This window comes from Gardnerella piotii, assembly GCF_003397585.1.
In the GTDB taxonomy this organism is placed as follows: Bacteria; Actinomycetota; Actinomycetes; order Actinomycetales; family Bifidobacteriaceae; genus Bifidobacterium; species Bifidobacterium piotii.
This window is the reverse complement of sequence record NZ_QJUV01000001.1, coordinates 597,609-611,944: the sequence shown is the minus strand read 5'-3', so window position 1 is coordinate 611,944 and position 14,336 is coordinate 597,609. Positions and strand designations below refer to the sequence as shown.

Here is a 14,336-nt window from a genome sequence, read left to right as displayed (position 1 = left end):
CGAATGCACAAATCACAAATCACACAACGCATTACATCACAAAGAAAACTCTGGAAGAATGTAATCTTCAAGCGATTTTCCGCTATCCATTAAGCTCCAAGCAAGCGCACAAGCAGCTCGCAAAGCGTTGCAATCATTAGGATTGTTTACTTCAATAGTGTTGTTGCTAGCAACCTGCGCTCTAGAAGTTCCGCACGTAAACGTAGAATCGTCAACGCGCTTTGGAGCAACATGCACCTCGTTTAGTCCCCTTAAATCTTTAGAAACAAAGCTTGGTCGCAAGTGTTTTGAAGCTTCAAGCAACATGCGCGGATTTGTAACGCCCGTAAGCACTAGAAGAGACTCATACCCTCCTCTGGTACCTGCTTCAATGTCTGTGTCTAATCTGTCTCCCACAGCAAGCGAGCGCTCAATACTTATTACAGGATTTTCAAATTCGTCTTTTTGCGAATATTCTTTAACGTCTTCATCATTGTGCTTTGCGTTTGCAGCAACCAACAATCGCGCTTCGTCATACATTGCACACTCTGGCTTTCCTGCAGACGCAATAGGCTCTACTCCAGTGGCATTTACTACAGCTTGAATCATGGAACCGCATCCAGGAGCTATGCCAAACTCACGCGGAATTGTTAAATCGCGATTAGTAACAAAATACTTAGCTCCGCTCTCTACAGCAAAAGCGACTTGTGCCATTTCTTGCCAAGTCATTTGCGGATACCAGCCTTGAATTACAGCCTGCGGATTGTCTTTACAAGACTTTACTGGATTAAGACCAGCGCTACGAACCTCTTGCACAAGGTGATCTGCGCCTAGAACTAAAACGTTTGAACCGCTTGGAACATATCTAGCAACCATTCGAGCAGCTACAAGCGAAGACGTTATGATTTGCCACGGCTCTACTTTTAAGCCAAAACTTTCTAGCTGACTTGCTACAACTTCTTGAAAACGAGAAGAATTATTAGTTGTGTATTCAATAAACATGCCATTTTTTTGAGCATTTTCAATTGATTCAGCAGCGTATTCAACGGATTTTCCGCCTCTATACACTACGCCATCTAAGTCAAGCAAAGCTAAGCGAAAATCCTTGCTTAACGCAGATTTACTATTTGAAAAATTCGCTCGTTCATCAAGTTGCATAGAATATCCCCACATAATTTTAAAAATACCAAAGTAGAAAATGCCCAGCTTACTATACTTTTACAATACAGAAGCTGGGCTTAGAGAATGTGACTTGTACTATTCCTCTTTAGGCTTAACTGCATTCATCTCTACAGTTTCAGTATTATCTGCGACTTGCGAATCTTCATCCGAATCGTCTGAATCATCGTCTGAATCATCGTCCGAATCGTCTGAATAATCGTCCGAATCATCCGAGTCATCCAAATCATCATCTGGAGCAAATTGCGCATCATCTTCACTAATGCCAACTTCGTCCATAATCGCATCATTAAGATGTTCCAAATCGTAGTCAATCACAACATCTTCTGGATTTTCTTCGTCTTCAATATCTGCATACTGCTCTTCTAAGCGGTCAAGCAAAGAATCAAGCTCAATCGCTTCATCGCTTCGCCCAGCCTCCTCAAGGAAGTACTGCTCCGCTTGCACAGCGCGCATTCTATACTCGCCAGGCAAGCCCTTAGACCTGCCCATTGCGTGAACAAGCTCAATCGCCTTATCTGCATGGTTTGTATCCGCCAAAACGCCTGCATACACAAGGAACATTTCTGCCTTAACTTCGCCACTAACGCTTTTAGCTTCGTCCGACATGCAAATTTCCAGCGCTTTATCGAGGTTGCCCATACCGCGCTCGCAATCTGCAATAAATGGAAGATAATCCGTGTAACCATTCATTCGCATAGCCGTTCTAAACTCGCGCGCAGCAAGCTTATAATCGCCTTGGCGGTATGCAATAAATCCTAGCGTTTCGCGCGAAAAATCAATGCGAGATGCCTGCTTTGCAGCCCACTTTGCGTGTTCTAAAGCAAGCTCTGGATCTTCGTCTTGCAAAGCATAAGCTGCGAGAATATGCAAGCCAATGTTTTCGGAATGCTCCTTAGAAAGACCACGCAGACGCTCACGAGACTCCTTAGAAAGCATTGAATACTCTAGGCCCTTAGGCATTTTTGGCTCGCCCGGACGCCTATCTGTATACGGATTTTGAGATGGGTAAGAAACAGTTCCATCCGAGTTTCTACGAGGGCCATTCTCAAAGCGGAAAGACGACTTCGAATCGCGCTTTCTAGAATCGTTCTTCTTAAATCCACTCTTGTGGAATCCGCCGCGATTGTCATTATTATCGCGGTTAAACCTGCGCTCACCATCGCGATCAAACCTGCGCTCGCCACGTTCTGTGCGATTATCGCGATCAAACTTCTTGTATCTTGGATTTCCCGATTCTTTTGAATCAGACTCAAAACCACGATTCGTGCGCTTATTGTAATCGCTATGATTGTATCGATTATCGCGATTGCGCTTATCTTCGCGATTATACCTATCTTCGCGATTATCTTTTCTGTCAAACTTGCGATTATCGCGATCAAACCTGCGCTCACTATCGCCATTAAACTTGCGATCCGCGTTCTTCTTAAAACCGTTCTTCTTAAAGCCACTCTTGTGGAAACCATCCTTGTGGAAACCGCCGTGATTTTCCTCACCTTTATGGAACCCACCTTTGTGGAATCCTCCGCGATGTTCCCCGTTCTTACCGCCATTTTGACGGCTAAAATGGCCACGATTACCAAACGACTTACCACTACGCGATCCGCGTTCTTCGCCCATTATTGGCATACCTTTCAAAGTCTAAAAATACAAAATTATACTAAAATCTAATGCTAAAAACAAATCAAGCGCACTTAAAAACTACGCGTGCTCAACTGCACCAATAGCCTTCTTGCCTCTACGAATCAAAGCAAAACGACCGTGTAAGAATGAGCTATCGCTCAAAACGTCATCAACGCTTTCTACGCGATTATTGTTAACGTACAATCCTCCAGCTTCAATAGCTCTACGAGCCTCGGAAATAGTGCGGAACAATCCAGCAGCAACAGCGGCTTCAACAACACGATCTGCAACATGCGCTTTAGCAAATTCCAAAGTGCCATCTTGTGCTTTAACTTTAACACCATCCAAAGCAGCTTCAAGAGTTTGCTCGTCAATAGCGTATAAATCACCCTTACCAAAAAGCGCTCCAGAAGCAGCAATCGCCTGATTCGTAACGTCTTCTCCGTGAACAAAGCTTGTAACTTCCCAAGCAAGCACACGCTGAGCTTCACGACTTCCTGGATCTTCTTGAATCTGCTTTTCCAAACGCTCAATCTCGCTCTTAGGCAAGAACGTAAAAGCCTTAAGAAGCTTAACAACTTCATCATCTGGCTGATTAAACCAGAATTGATAGAAGCGATAAGGGCTAAGCATTGTAGGATCAAGCCACATTGCGTTACCCTCAGATTTTCCAAACTTACGACCTTGATTATCCGTAATAATTGGGCTTGTAAACACGTTTACAGAAGCTCCGCGAACCTTACGAATCAAATCCATGCCAGAAGTCAAATTACCCCACTGATCAGATCCGCCAAGTTGCAAAGTAACGTTGTAATTATCAAACAAGTACAAAAAGTCGTTTCCTTGCAAAACTTGGTAGCTAAACTCAGCGAAAGAAATGCCTTCGTCGGAGTTTAAGCGGCGAGCAACAATATCTTTAGAAAGCATTGTGCCAACTCTAAAGTTCTTGCCAACATCGCGCAAAAAGTCGATAGCAGACATTTTAGAAACCCAGTCGTAGTTGCTTACAAAACGAACAGGATTTTCTCCATCAAGAGGCAAAATACGGCCGATTTGCTTGCGCAAACGCTCCGCCCATCCAGCAACAATATCTTTAGAATTAAGCGTGCGCTCTCCGCTTTGGCGAGGGTCTCCAATCAAGCCCGTAGCACCGCCAACCAAAGCAATAGGATGATGGCCTGCAGCTTGCAAATGACGCATGTTAATAAGCTGAACAAGATTGCCAATATGAAGCGATGCAGCAGTAGGATCGTAGCCGCAATAATAAGTTAATGGTTCTCCGTCAAGTGCTTGAGCAAGTTGATTTTCGTCAGTAGATTGAGAAATCAATCCACGCCACTTTAGCTCTTCAAACAAAGAAGCAAATCCAGCTTCTTTGTAATTCCTCACCTGAGCCATTTATATCTCCTTATTATTGCAAAAATTACCGAAAGTATCGGGCGCATTTGCGCGCTACAAGCCTTTCAATTTTGGCAGCACATGGAGACACTCTTATAAGCTGTTCCGTCGCTTACAGATTCAGCGAATTTCTTATACTCGCTAATCGCAAGCTGAGCTTGATTAATTTGCTCTTTTACGCGCACAAAAGCTGTTCCACCTTTGCCGCATCTAGAAGAAACAGAGCCATAGCTAGAAAGAACAAGTCTAAGATCTGGTATTTTATTTGCATCAATAACGCCGTCTAAAATCGTTGCATAATCGTCGTTACTCAAATCGCTTAAATCGCATTTAATACTTTCGGCACGTTTTACGCATAATCCCGATAACGTATGCGCATTGCGGAAAGGAACGCCTTGTTTTACAAGCCATTCTGCAATGTCTGTAGCAAGAGCGAAACCAGTTGCAGACTGCTCAAGCAAGCGAGGCGTATTAAATCGCATTGTTCTAACCATTCCTGCAAACGCTGGAAGCAAAACTTCTAGAGTGTCGATTTGGTCAAAAACCGCCTCTTTATCTTCTTGCAAATCGCGCGCATAAGCGGTTGGAAGACCTTTAAGAGTGGCCATTAATCCAGTTAAATCTCCGATTAATCGCCCTGCTTTTCCTCTAGCAAGCTCCGCAATATCTGGATTCTTCTTTTGAGGCATAATCGAAGAGCCAGTCGAATAAGCATCGTCTAAAGTTACGAACGCAAACTCTTGAGTATTCCATATAATAATCTCTTCGCTTAAGCGAGAAATATCAACGCCAATCATAGATGCAATAAACGCAAATTCCGCAACAACATCGCGGCTTGCTGTAGCATCAATCGAGTTTGCACAAACAGCAGAAAAACCAAGCTCTTTAGCAACTTCTTCGGGGTCTAGTCCAAGAGTGTTGCCAGCCAATGCCCCTGCTCCGTATGGACTTTCGTTTGCGCGCAAATCCCAGTCCGCAAGGCGATTTACGTCTCGCAAAAGCGGCCAAACATGAGCCATTAGCTGGTGTGCAAGCAAAATAGGCTGAGCGTGCTGCATGTGAGTTCGCCCAGGCATTACAGCATCTTTTGCTTCTAAAGATTGAGCGACTAAAGCATTGCAAACATCTAGTACGAGTGCAGCTAACTCGCGCGCTGACTCACGTAAAAACATGCGTATTAAAGCTGCGATTTGGTCGTTTCTAGAGCGGCCAGCCCTAAGTTTTCCACCTAGTTCGCTTCCTGCAATCTCAAGCAGACCGCGCTCTAATGCTGTTGCTTCGTCCTCATCTTCTTCAATCGGCGCAAAAGTGCCATTATCTACGCGTTTTTGCAACTCGTCTAGCGCTTTGCAAAGATCTGTGTATTCTTGATTTGTTAATAAACTTGCACGATGCAATGCGTGTGCGTGTGCACGAGAGCCTGCAATATCATCATCCGCTAACCGCCAATCAAATTGCGTTGACTTGCTAAGCTTTGCGAGCTCTGCAGAAGGCCCCGAGCTAAAACGGCCGCCCCACAAGGCTATTGGATGGTTTGTGTTGGAATTTGCATCGGCGTTTGCATCGTCATTCGCATCGTGCATAGTTATTCTTCTTTCGCTTTCCTCTTTTAGTTGTTCTTAGTCGTTCTTTGCAACGCGCATATCTCGAGCCGCTGCAACCTTGCTAGACAATCCGTAGATTTCAATAAATCCGTTGGAAGCGTGCTGGTCGAAGGTATCGGAAGAATCGTAAGTAGCTAAGTTAAAGTCGTACAAAGACTCATTCGACTTTCTGCCTGTTACAACAGCCTTTCCTGCATACAAAGTCATGCGAATATCGCCAGAAACATGCTCTTGCGTTTCGTTTATAAACGCGTTCAAAGAACGCACAACTGGCGAGAACCACTGGCCGTCGTACACAAATTCCGCCCACTTTTTATCGAGATCACGCTTAAGCCTATGCTGTTCGCGCTCCAAGCAGCAATTCTCAAGCTCTTGATGAGCCGTAATCAAAGCTTGCGCGCCTGGAACTTCGTACAATTCGCGAGACTTAATGCCAACTAAACGATCTTCAATAATGTCGATTCTGCCGATTCCTTGAGCACCTGCCCTCTTGTTCATCTCTTCGATTGCTTGAAGCGCAGTTACGCTGTGGCCGTCAATTGCAACTGGCACGCCTTTTTCAAACGTGATTGTAACTTCGTCTGGAGTTGTAGCTTCCAAAGGATTCTTTGTGTAAGAGTAGCATTCTTCAGTTGGAGCGTTCCACGGATCTTCCAAAAAGCCTGTTTCAATTGCCCTTCCCCAAACGTTTTGGTCTATGGAATACGGGCTTTTCTTGCTTTGAGTAATCGGAAGATTATGGTCGTTTGCAAAAGCGATTTCCACATCTCTAGTAAGCGACAAATCACGAATTGGGCTAATTGCCTTTAATTCTGGGTCCAAAGACTGAATCGCAACTTCAAAACGAACTTGATCATTTCCTTTGCCAGTGCAACCGTGTGCGATTGTATCTGCGTCAAATTCGTGCGCTGCATGAACCAAGTGACGAGTAATAAGCGGCCTAGAAAGCGCAGAGACCAAAGGATACACGTCCTCGTACATTGCGTTTGCCTTTAGCGCAAGCATGCAATAGTTATCCGCAAATTCTTCGCGAGCATCAACTACATACGATTCAACAGCACCGCAAGCTAAAGCGCGGTTTTTAATCACTTCGAGCGCTTCTCCGCCTTGACCAACGTTTAGCGAAACAGCTACAACGTCTTGGCCTGTTTGCTCTTTAAGGTACGGAATTGCTACAGATGTATCGAGGCCACCCGAATACGCCAATACAATACGCTTCTTATTAGTCATAGCAACCTCCCACGGTCATATATTGAATAAATAATATTGAATAAATAAACAATACATAGTATATTATACAAGTCTAGATACATTCTCAACACGCGCAGAAATGCGCCATTTTTGAAGATTTGCGCTTAGAAGTATTTAATCAAAAGCCAAAACAAAGATAATACTTATACAGTTAACGGATATGATTATTAGGCATCATTTTTAAGGCATAATTTTATAAGCACAATTTTATAAGCACAATTTTATAAGCATCATTGCAAATGTGTTAGAAACATTTTTTACTAGGCAATGTTAACTCAACCTTAAACCCACCGTATTTGCTTCTACTTATATCAACTGTTCCATTATGAGCGCCAATAATCTGCTGAACAATCAGCAAACCCAAACCATGCCGTTGCTCTGCAGTACTTGTATCGCAAATCATATAGTGCGGTGCATGATTAAGCTTTTCGATTTTTTCATCTGAAACACCTATACCGTTATCTTCAACACAAATAATACAATTATTATTATTTGCAGCAACGGATACATAAATCGTACACCCATTTTCATTATGAGATATGCTGTTCTGAATAAGATTAGATATTGCTCGTTTTAATAAATCTTTGTCTACATTAATATTGCAAACAGTCAATTCTGCGTCCGTTTCCCATTTAATCGAAAACTCATCTTGCATACCCATATTCATAAAATCCACAACAACTTGCCTAACAACAGCAACAACATTTTCTTCTTTTTTCATAATTGGTTGCATATTGTATTCAAGTTTTGAAGCCAAATTAAGGTCATTAATCAAATTCTTCATTCTTGCACTTTGCTTAATAATCATCGTCGCTTTTTTACGATCTTCTTGCGAAATATGTAGAGAATTTTCTAACTGTCCCGCATATCCCATCACCATAGATAACGGCGTACGAATATCATGCGAAACCCCAGCTATCCAATTTGCTCTTGCAGTCTCTCTTTTTCTCAATTGTTCTTTTTGTATTTGCAAAATATCGGAAGCAGAATTTATGTTAGATGAAATTTCTGAAAGTGCTCCTGTTTCTGGAATATGCACGCTTTCTCCACTAGATAAACGTTGTATCCCTTTTGTAATCGGATTAATTGATTTTAGTAGTTTTATATTAGCTATTAAATAAATTCCAAGAATAAGCAAAATGTTGATGAAGAATACGCTTAAAACAATCTGCGGAAAATTTGAGATTAAACTGTAGTTCCAACTTGGTCGCGTATGTTTCCAAAAGCTGTTATGCGGAAATCCTACTACAACAACTCCATTCTTATTTTTGCCAGTGTAAGTTGGATAACCATCAATGTAGCCAACGCTCAAATTAGCTACATCAGACAAAGTATAATCGTTTGGAATAGTTGCAGGAACGTCCTTTGTTTTCCATACTACTCTTAACGTATTATTATCAATCAGAATTGCCCATGCGCCAGAATTTGTCAATTTGGAAGACATATTTTTTGATAATACATAATCCCCACTTGCGGATAATTGTAATGCTTCGCCTGTCTCTTTTGCTATGTTATAGGGAGACATCTCTTTATCGGGTGCGTAATTCCCTATAAGTACAACAAACGCAATAATATTCATTAATACTATTAGCACAGAGCTTAGTAGAAAAATACTTATAAAACGTTGTATTAGTTTTGGTATGCTTTTCATTCTGCTTTACTCCACAATCAGCTTGTATCCTAAGCCTTTTACTGTTACCAATGAAACAGGCTGCGATGGATTGAGTTCTATTTTTTCTCTGATACGACGTATATGTGCCATTAAAGAATTTTCATATCCAAAAGGATTATCACCCCATGCAGCTTCACATAACGCGTCAATTGTTACGATACGTCCCGCATTTCTATATAAAGCAGAAAGCAAATCGTGTTCTTTGGCTGTAAGCGGAATATGTTCGTTATTTTTTATTACTTGGGCAGAAGAAAAATCAATCTGACTATTTTTCAGTTTAACAATGGGATTTTCGCTCTTGTAGCTTCGTCTTAAAATTGCCATAATGCGAAAAGTTAGCTCTTTTGGAAGAAACGGCTTTACAATATAATCGTCTGCGCCTAAGTCAAATCCCTTAAACTTATCTTCATCTTCACCGCAAGCCGTAAGGAATAAAATAGGACAATCACTATATTGTTTTATCTTCTCCATTAACTCAAACCCATTACCGTCGGGGAGCATAACATCAAGGATTGCTAATTCTGGACGTAATGTTTGTGTTGCTTCTACGGCATCTTTCACGCTTTTTGCAGTCGTTATATTATAAAAACCGTATTCGTTTAATATGGATACAACCATATCTAGAAGTTCCTGCTCATCATCAACAAGTAGCAGATGCTTGTTCAATAAATAATCATTCCGATTCATGGAGAACCCCCTAACATATATTATGCCATGTGAATATTCATTTTTTGACCTCGCATAAAAATGTAAGGTAGATGTAAGGTGAAGAGAATGTTGTAGAAAGGTTGACGCAATATCATAAATCCCGAAAGGAGATATTGCCATGAACAATATTGTTACAACAGAACATTTAACAAAAAAATATAAATCATTTATTGCTGTTAATGATGTTTCACTTCATATTCGCAAAGGTAGCATTTACGGCTTTCTTGGACCGAATGGAGCTGGAAAATCTACAACAATGAAAATGCTCCTAGGACTTACAGCTCCAACAAAAGGCGTATTTACAATCGACGGAAAGCAGTTTCCAGCCGACCGCATACCTATTTTGAAAGAAATAGGCTCGTTTATTGAATCACCATCTTTCTATGCAAATCTAACAGGTAGAGAAAATCTTGACATTATACGTCGCATTTTAGAACTACCTAAGAGTGCAGTTGATGACGCATTAGAATTAGTAGGTCTTTCTGAGTTTGCAGACCGTCTTGCAAAAAAATATTCGCTTGGCATGAAGCAAAGGCTTGGTCTTGCTGGAGCATTGCTTGGTAGACCACCTATTTTGATTTTAGATGAGCCAACAAATGGACTCGATCCATCTGGCATACACGAAATCCGAAATCTGATTAAGTCGCTGCCAGATCTTTACGATTGCACGATTCTTATTTCTTCTCATATGCTATCCGAAATTGAGCTTATTGCAGATGATATTGGAATACTTAATCACGGACACTTGTTATTTGAAGGTAGTTTAGATGAACTACGACAGCATGCATTACAATCTGGTTTTGCTTCCGACAATTTGGAAGATATGTTCCTATCCATGATTGATGAAGACAATAAGATCAGGAAGCAGAGTTCAAGACTATGAAAACGCTTGTAATCGAACTAAAAAAATGCAAGAGAACTGGCTTTATAGCTCTTATGATTGCTATTGGCGTTATGGGAGCAGCGTACGCTTTTGTGAATTTTATTGTACGAAAAAATACATTATTAAACCTGCCTTTAGCTCCTATGGATATTCTTCTTACACAGCTTTACGGCATGATTATGGTGTTAAACATGTTCGGCATAATAGTCGCAGCATGCATTATCTACAACATGGAATTTAAGGGAAATGCAGTAAAAAAGATGCATATGCTTCCTATGAGTGTTCCAACTATGTACCTATGCAAATTTATGCTGCTGACCGTTCTGTTACTAATCGCTATTTGCATACAAAATTTAGCACTTGCAAAAATCGGTGTAACAGATTTGCCACAAGGCACGTTTAATGTAAGTACTCTTATATCTTTTGCCGCATATTCATTTATTACGTCAATGCCTGTATTGTCCTTTATGATTTTTGTATCATCGCGATTTGAAAACATGTGGGTAACGCTTGGAATTGGTGTAGCAGGATTTTTAAGCGGCATGGCATTGGCTTCTTCAGACATTGTGCTTTTTATGGCATCACCTTTTATAGTTATGCTAAAACCAGCAGTTGCCATGAGCGCGCAACCTAATACTACGGTCGTAATCGTATCCATAGTTGAAACACTTCTGTTTTTATGTTCTGGATTGTGGGCGGCTAAGAACCTGCACTATGAATAAAAACACGCACTATAAGTAAAAACTTGCACTATATAACTATGAATAAGGAGATTATGAAAATGAGATTTTTTGAACTTCTTAGAATCGAATTTAAGAAAGTAAAGCGTAGTAAAATTATTCCTTTGATTTTTATTGCGCCATTACTTGTGGTTGGATCTGGTGTAGCAAGCCTTCATAGCTACTTCACTCCAGAATATACACACGCATGGACTGCTATGTTTATTCAAAGCGCATTAGTCTACTCATATTATCTGCTTCCGCTTAGTATGATTGTTGTTTGCGTGATGATTGCAGGACGAGAAACAAGCAATAACGGCATATTAAAAATGTTGGCTCTGCCTGTTAGCAGATATGCGATTTCTGCTGCAAAATTTTGCGTACTGCTATTTTATTTGCTTATGGAAATGGTTGTATTTTTTGCCGTATTCGTTATAGCAGGATTGTTTGCAACCAGTAGCACGGGAGTTACAGAAACGCTACCAATTATGTATCTACTAAAATGGTGTTTAGATCTATTTTTGACTATGATTCCAAGCGTAATAGTCATGTGGGCGATTACTGTGCTTTTTGAAAAGTCAATGTTATCCGTTGGATTAAATATACTTCTTGTGATTCCTGGAGTATTAATAGCAAATACTCCACTTTGGATAGTTTATCCTTATTGTTACAGCGGATATATGGTTTCCCGCTCTCTACATGCAGTTACATCAACAGGATTAGGAAACGGATTTAATCTTATACCATTTTTGCCATGTGCAATTGCAATATCTGTGTTTGTATTTTTGATTGCAATAACACAATTTGGTAAAAAAGAAATGAGATAACAAGGGATATTAAATAACAATGCAGCGAAATAACAAATGCAGATATGACTTGCAAAATCGCGTATAAGGTTTTGGCTATACGCAAAAACGCGTAAAACGTTCAAAACGCAGTATGGAAACAAATAGAACAAAAACAAAAAGCTTTCGGTTTTGAATGCCCCTAGTAGCAAACAAAACCGAAAGCAACACACTCAAAGCTCTAATCTCTCAACAAGGTTCTAGCGACGAATGGATAAGAATAGCACAGATAATAACAGTAAAGACTAAATAAACAGAATTGAAGCCAATAAAACAGTGTTCCCGTGTATGCATAGCAACATGTTATGCATACACTGGAATCAAAGAACTACATAGCTATACTTAGCACGAACAACTTGCTACATTCTATAATAAACTAATAGAACTAATGCCTAATACAGATGTTAGGAATGTACAGAGCGCTGACATCATAAGATAATTCGTTTCCATTTCCTTATAATACTTTAAATAAGACTTCTTTTTAACAAGAAGTTCGCTCTCTTTTACATATTTTCTAATCTTAGAATACTTATTTGCTGTAGGCATATAGTCTATATCAATCTTAGTTAAAGCATATTTATTATTGTAAGATTTCACTTTAACACCAATACAACAAGTAACTAGCAGAATAACAAGTGCATTGATTTTAATATAATCATCTGACTTAATACAAGTAGATATAATACTCAATAAACCCACAAGTGTCGTTAGAATCAACATATATAAGTTATTAGGTTTTAAATCATCATAAATTTCTTTACATTCAACTTTTTCTGAATATGCATAAAAGCAAATAATAGTAATATAGGCAGCTAGCATAAAGAGAAGAATAGATAAACAACCAATAAAAGTATCGGTTTTATAAAATATAAATACCGCTGATACTGGTATAGCAGCTAAAAGCAAATAAAAGGATACTATCCAACAACTAATACTGTCTAAAGTTTTTTTATCTATGCACTCTTTACAATCGTCTATGCACTCTTTACAAGTTTTAACTTTAGAATCATTTTGCGAATTACGATTTTTAAAACACATAGGCCGCGTCGCCTCGATTCTAATAATTGTGATTAATTTATTGCAATTATTTATAAAAATGGTGGCTGCAGGAGAACCCACAACCACCATAAGTATAACATTAGCGTTTACAAAGCCACTACACTACAAGCGCTCGTAGCCGTGCATTAGCTAATGCGCGCAATGCTTAGTGACGAGCCTTGCGAACAGCAGCACCCATGCCAGCAAGCATGGTGGCAGCCAAAGCGGTCAAAGTTACGCCAACACCAGTACCAGTGTGGGTGTTACCGCGCTTGTCCTTGTCCTTCTTGTTCTCAACCTCAGCCTTAGCACCAGCAGCAGCGCCATTGGCACCAGCCTGGCCAGCAGCCTGACCTGGCTTGCCTGGCTTTGCAGCACCTGGCTTACCTGGCTGAACTGTTGCAGATGGAACAAAGTTGGTGCCATACTTGTAGTCAGTAGAAAGAGGAGCCAAAGAAGCTGGAGTTGCGTATGTAGAAACATCAGCCTTAGAATCCTGAGCATTCTTGTAAGCGCCAGCATATTCGCTCAAAGCCTTATTGAACTTAGTAGCAGCCTCATTGAAAGCCTTATCTGCATCAGCAAACTTGGTCTTTGCAGCAGCCAAAGCTTCCTTAGCCTCATTGATTACCTTCTTCAAGCTCTCAACTTCAGCATTGTAAGCACGAGAACCCTTATCCTTAGCATTCTCATCCTGGTAATCCTTAAGAGCACGCTGAGCCGCCTTTAAGTTATTCTCAGCCTCATGCTTAGCGTTGTAAGCAGCATCAGCCTCAGCAAAAGCCTTATCCTTGGCTTCCTGAGCCTTACCCAACTTCTCCTTAGCTTCATCCAACTTAGCAAGAGCAACACGCTTTGCATCCTTAGAAGGCTCAACTTTTGGAGTTGCAGCGTTTACAGCCTCCTCAGCAGTCTTTACAGCCTCAAGTGCAGCCTTGTATGCTGCAAGCTTTTCACGATAGGTATTTGCCTTAGTAGCTGCATCATCTTTAGAATCATCAGCCTTCTTTACAACTTCACCCTTATCATTAAGCTTGTAATCAGCTTTGTTCAAAAGCTCACCATTTTCATCTACAATAGTTGCATCAGCCTTAGCGTTCGTCTTTTCAGTTTCTGCAGTATCAGCATCATCATAAGCCTTCTTCAAAGCTGCCTTCAAAGTCTTAAGAGCAAACGAATCATCCTTAGCTTCATCAGTGCTGACAGGACGTGGAACCTTAGCGAATGCTGGGGTTGCCATTGCGAAGCCGGCAAGCAAAGTTGCGCCAGCAGCGAAAGCGGCGATAGCCTTCTTATTCATCATTTTAATTTCCTTTCTTCTTCTCCTATGCGTTAGGGGCGCATAGAAAAATTTGCCTTTGCGGTTTCCCGCGTAGTAACCGAGAACTAGGGATTCATCGGTAACTGACTTAAAAGATACAACATGCTCTACCTAAA

Annotated in this window: 12 protein-coding genes; 3 read left to right on the top strand and 9 right to left on the bottom strand. The window is 40.7% G+C overall.

The genetic code is table 11. The annotated features are described in order from the left end of the window. Positions 1 to 36 precede the first annotated feature (36 nt). The 7 genes from D0T20_RS02855 to D0T20_RS02825 all read right to left on the bottom strand — a co-directional run bounded on the left by D0T20_RS02855 (position 37) and on the right by D0T20_RS02825 (position 9,393). Positions 37 to 1,137, bottom strand: coding sequence for an HAD-IIA family hydrolase (locus D0T20_RS02855; RefSeq protein ID WP_116438336.1), 1,101 nt, complete (start codon positions 1,135 to 1,137; stop codon positions 37 to 39). A 99-nt stretch (positions 1,138 to 1,236) separates the two neighbouring features. Then, positions 1,237 to 2,778 carry a tetratricopeptide repeat protein gene (locus D0T20_RS02850; RefSeq protein WP_162862673.1) on the bottom strand — a complete coding sequence of 514 codons (1,542 nt, stop codon included), beginning with the start codon at positions 2,776 to 2,778 and terminating at the stop codon, positions 1,237 to 1,239. Positions 2,779 to 2,859: 81 nt separating this feature from the next. After that, a complete protein-coding gene (tyrS, locus tag D0T20_RS02845) occupies positions 2,860 to 4,179 on the bottom strand; it encodes a tyrosine--tRNA ligase (protein ID WP_116438334.1) in 1,320 nt (439 codons plus the stop codon). A 65-nt stretch (positions 4,180 to 4,244) separates the two neighbouring features. Further along, positions 4,245 to 5,762 (bottom strand): argininosuccinate lyase, encoded by a 1,518-nt coding sequence (argH, locus tag D0T20_RS02840; RefSeq protein WP_116438333.1) that lies wholly within the window; start codon positions 5,760 to 5,762, stop codon positions 4,245 to 4,247. 36 nt (positions 5,763 to 5,798) lie between these two features. Continuing rightward, complete coding sequence (locus D0T20_RS02835) at positions 5,799 to 7,013, bottom strand: argininosuccinate synthase (RefSeq protein WP_116438332.1); 1,215 nt, start codon at positions 7,011 to 7,013, stop codon at positions 5,799 to 5,801. A gap of 265 nt (positions 7,014 to 7,278) precedes the next feature. Next, positions 7,279 to 8,685, bottom strand: coding sequence for a sensor histidine kinase (locus D0T20_RS02830; protein WP_116438331.1), 1,407 nt, complete (start codon positions 8,683 to 8,685; stop codon positions 7,279 to 7,281). A 6-nt stretch (positions 8,686 to 8,691) separates the two neighbouring features. Continuing rightward, positions 8,692 to 9,393: a response regulator transcription factor gene (locus D0T20_RS02825; protein ID WP_162862672.1), complete on the bottom strand. Its 702-nt coding sequence runs from the start codon at positions 9,391 to 9,393 to the stop codon at positions 8,692 to 8,694. Positions 9,394 to 9,532: 139 nt separating this feature from the next. Between D0T20_RS02825 and D0T20_RS02820 the strand changes: the two genes are divergently transcribed. Genes D0T20_RS02820 through D0T20_RS02810 form a run of 3 tightly spaced genes read left to right on the top strand, consistent with a single transcriptional unit; the run spans position 9,533 to position 11,843 of the window. Then, entirely contained in the window at positions 9,533 to 10,297 is a 765-nt protein-coding gene (locus tag D0T20_RS02820; protein WP_116438329.1) for an ABC transporter ATP-binding protein, read from the top strand. After that, positions 10,294 to 11,019, top strand: a complete 726-nt coding sequence (locus tag D0T20_RS02815; protein ID WP_116438328.1) for an ABC transporter permease — start codon at positions 10,294 to 10,296, stop codon at positions 11,017 to 11,019. The genes D0T20_RS02820 and D0T20_RS02815 overlap by 4 nt, the downstream gene beginning before the upstream one ends. 59 nt (positions 11,020 to 11,078) lie before the next feature. Beyond that, positions 11,079 to 11,843 (top strand): ABC transporter permease, encoded by a 765-nt coding sequence (locus tag D0T20_RS02810; RefSeq protein WP_162862671.1) that lies wholly within the window; start codon positions 11,079 to 11,081, stop codon positions 11,841 to 11,843. Positions 11,844 to 12,227: 384 nt separating this feature from the next. Here D0T20_RS02810 and D0T20_RS02800 read toward each other — a convergent pair whose 3' ends face one another. Continuing rightward, positions 12,228 to 12,989 carry a permease gene (locus tag D0T20_RS02800; RefSeq protein ID WP_240320592.1) on the bottom strand — a complete coding sequence of 254 codons (762 nt, stop codon included), beginning with the start codon at positions 12,987 to 12,989 and terminating at the stop codon, positions 12,228 to 12,230. Between the two features lie 76 nt (positions 12,990 to 13,065). After that, positions 13,066 to 14,202, bottom strand: coding sequence for a hypothetical protein (locus tag D0T20_RS02795; RefSeq protein WP_240320591.1), 1,137 nt, complete (start codon positions 14,200 to 14,202; stop codon positions 13,066 to 13,068). Positions 14,203 to 14,336 lie beyond the last annotated feature (134 nt).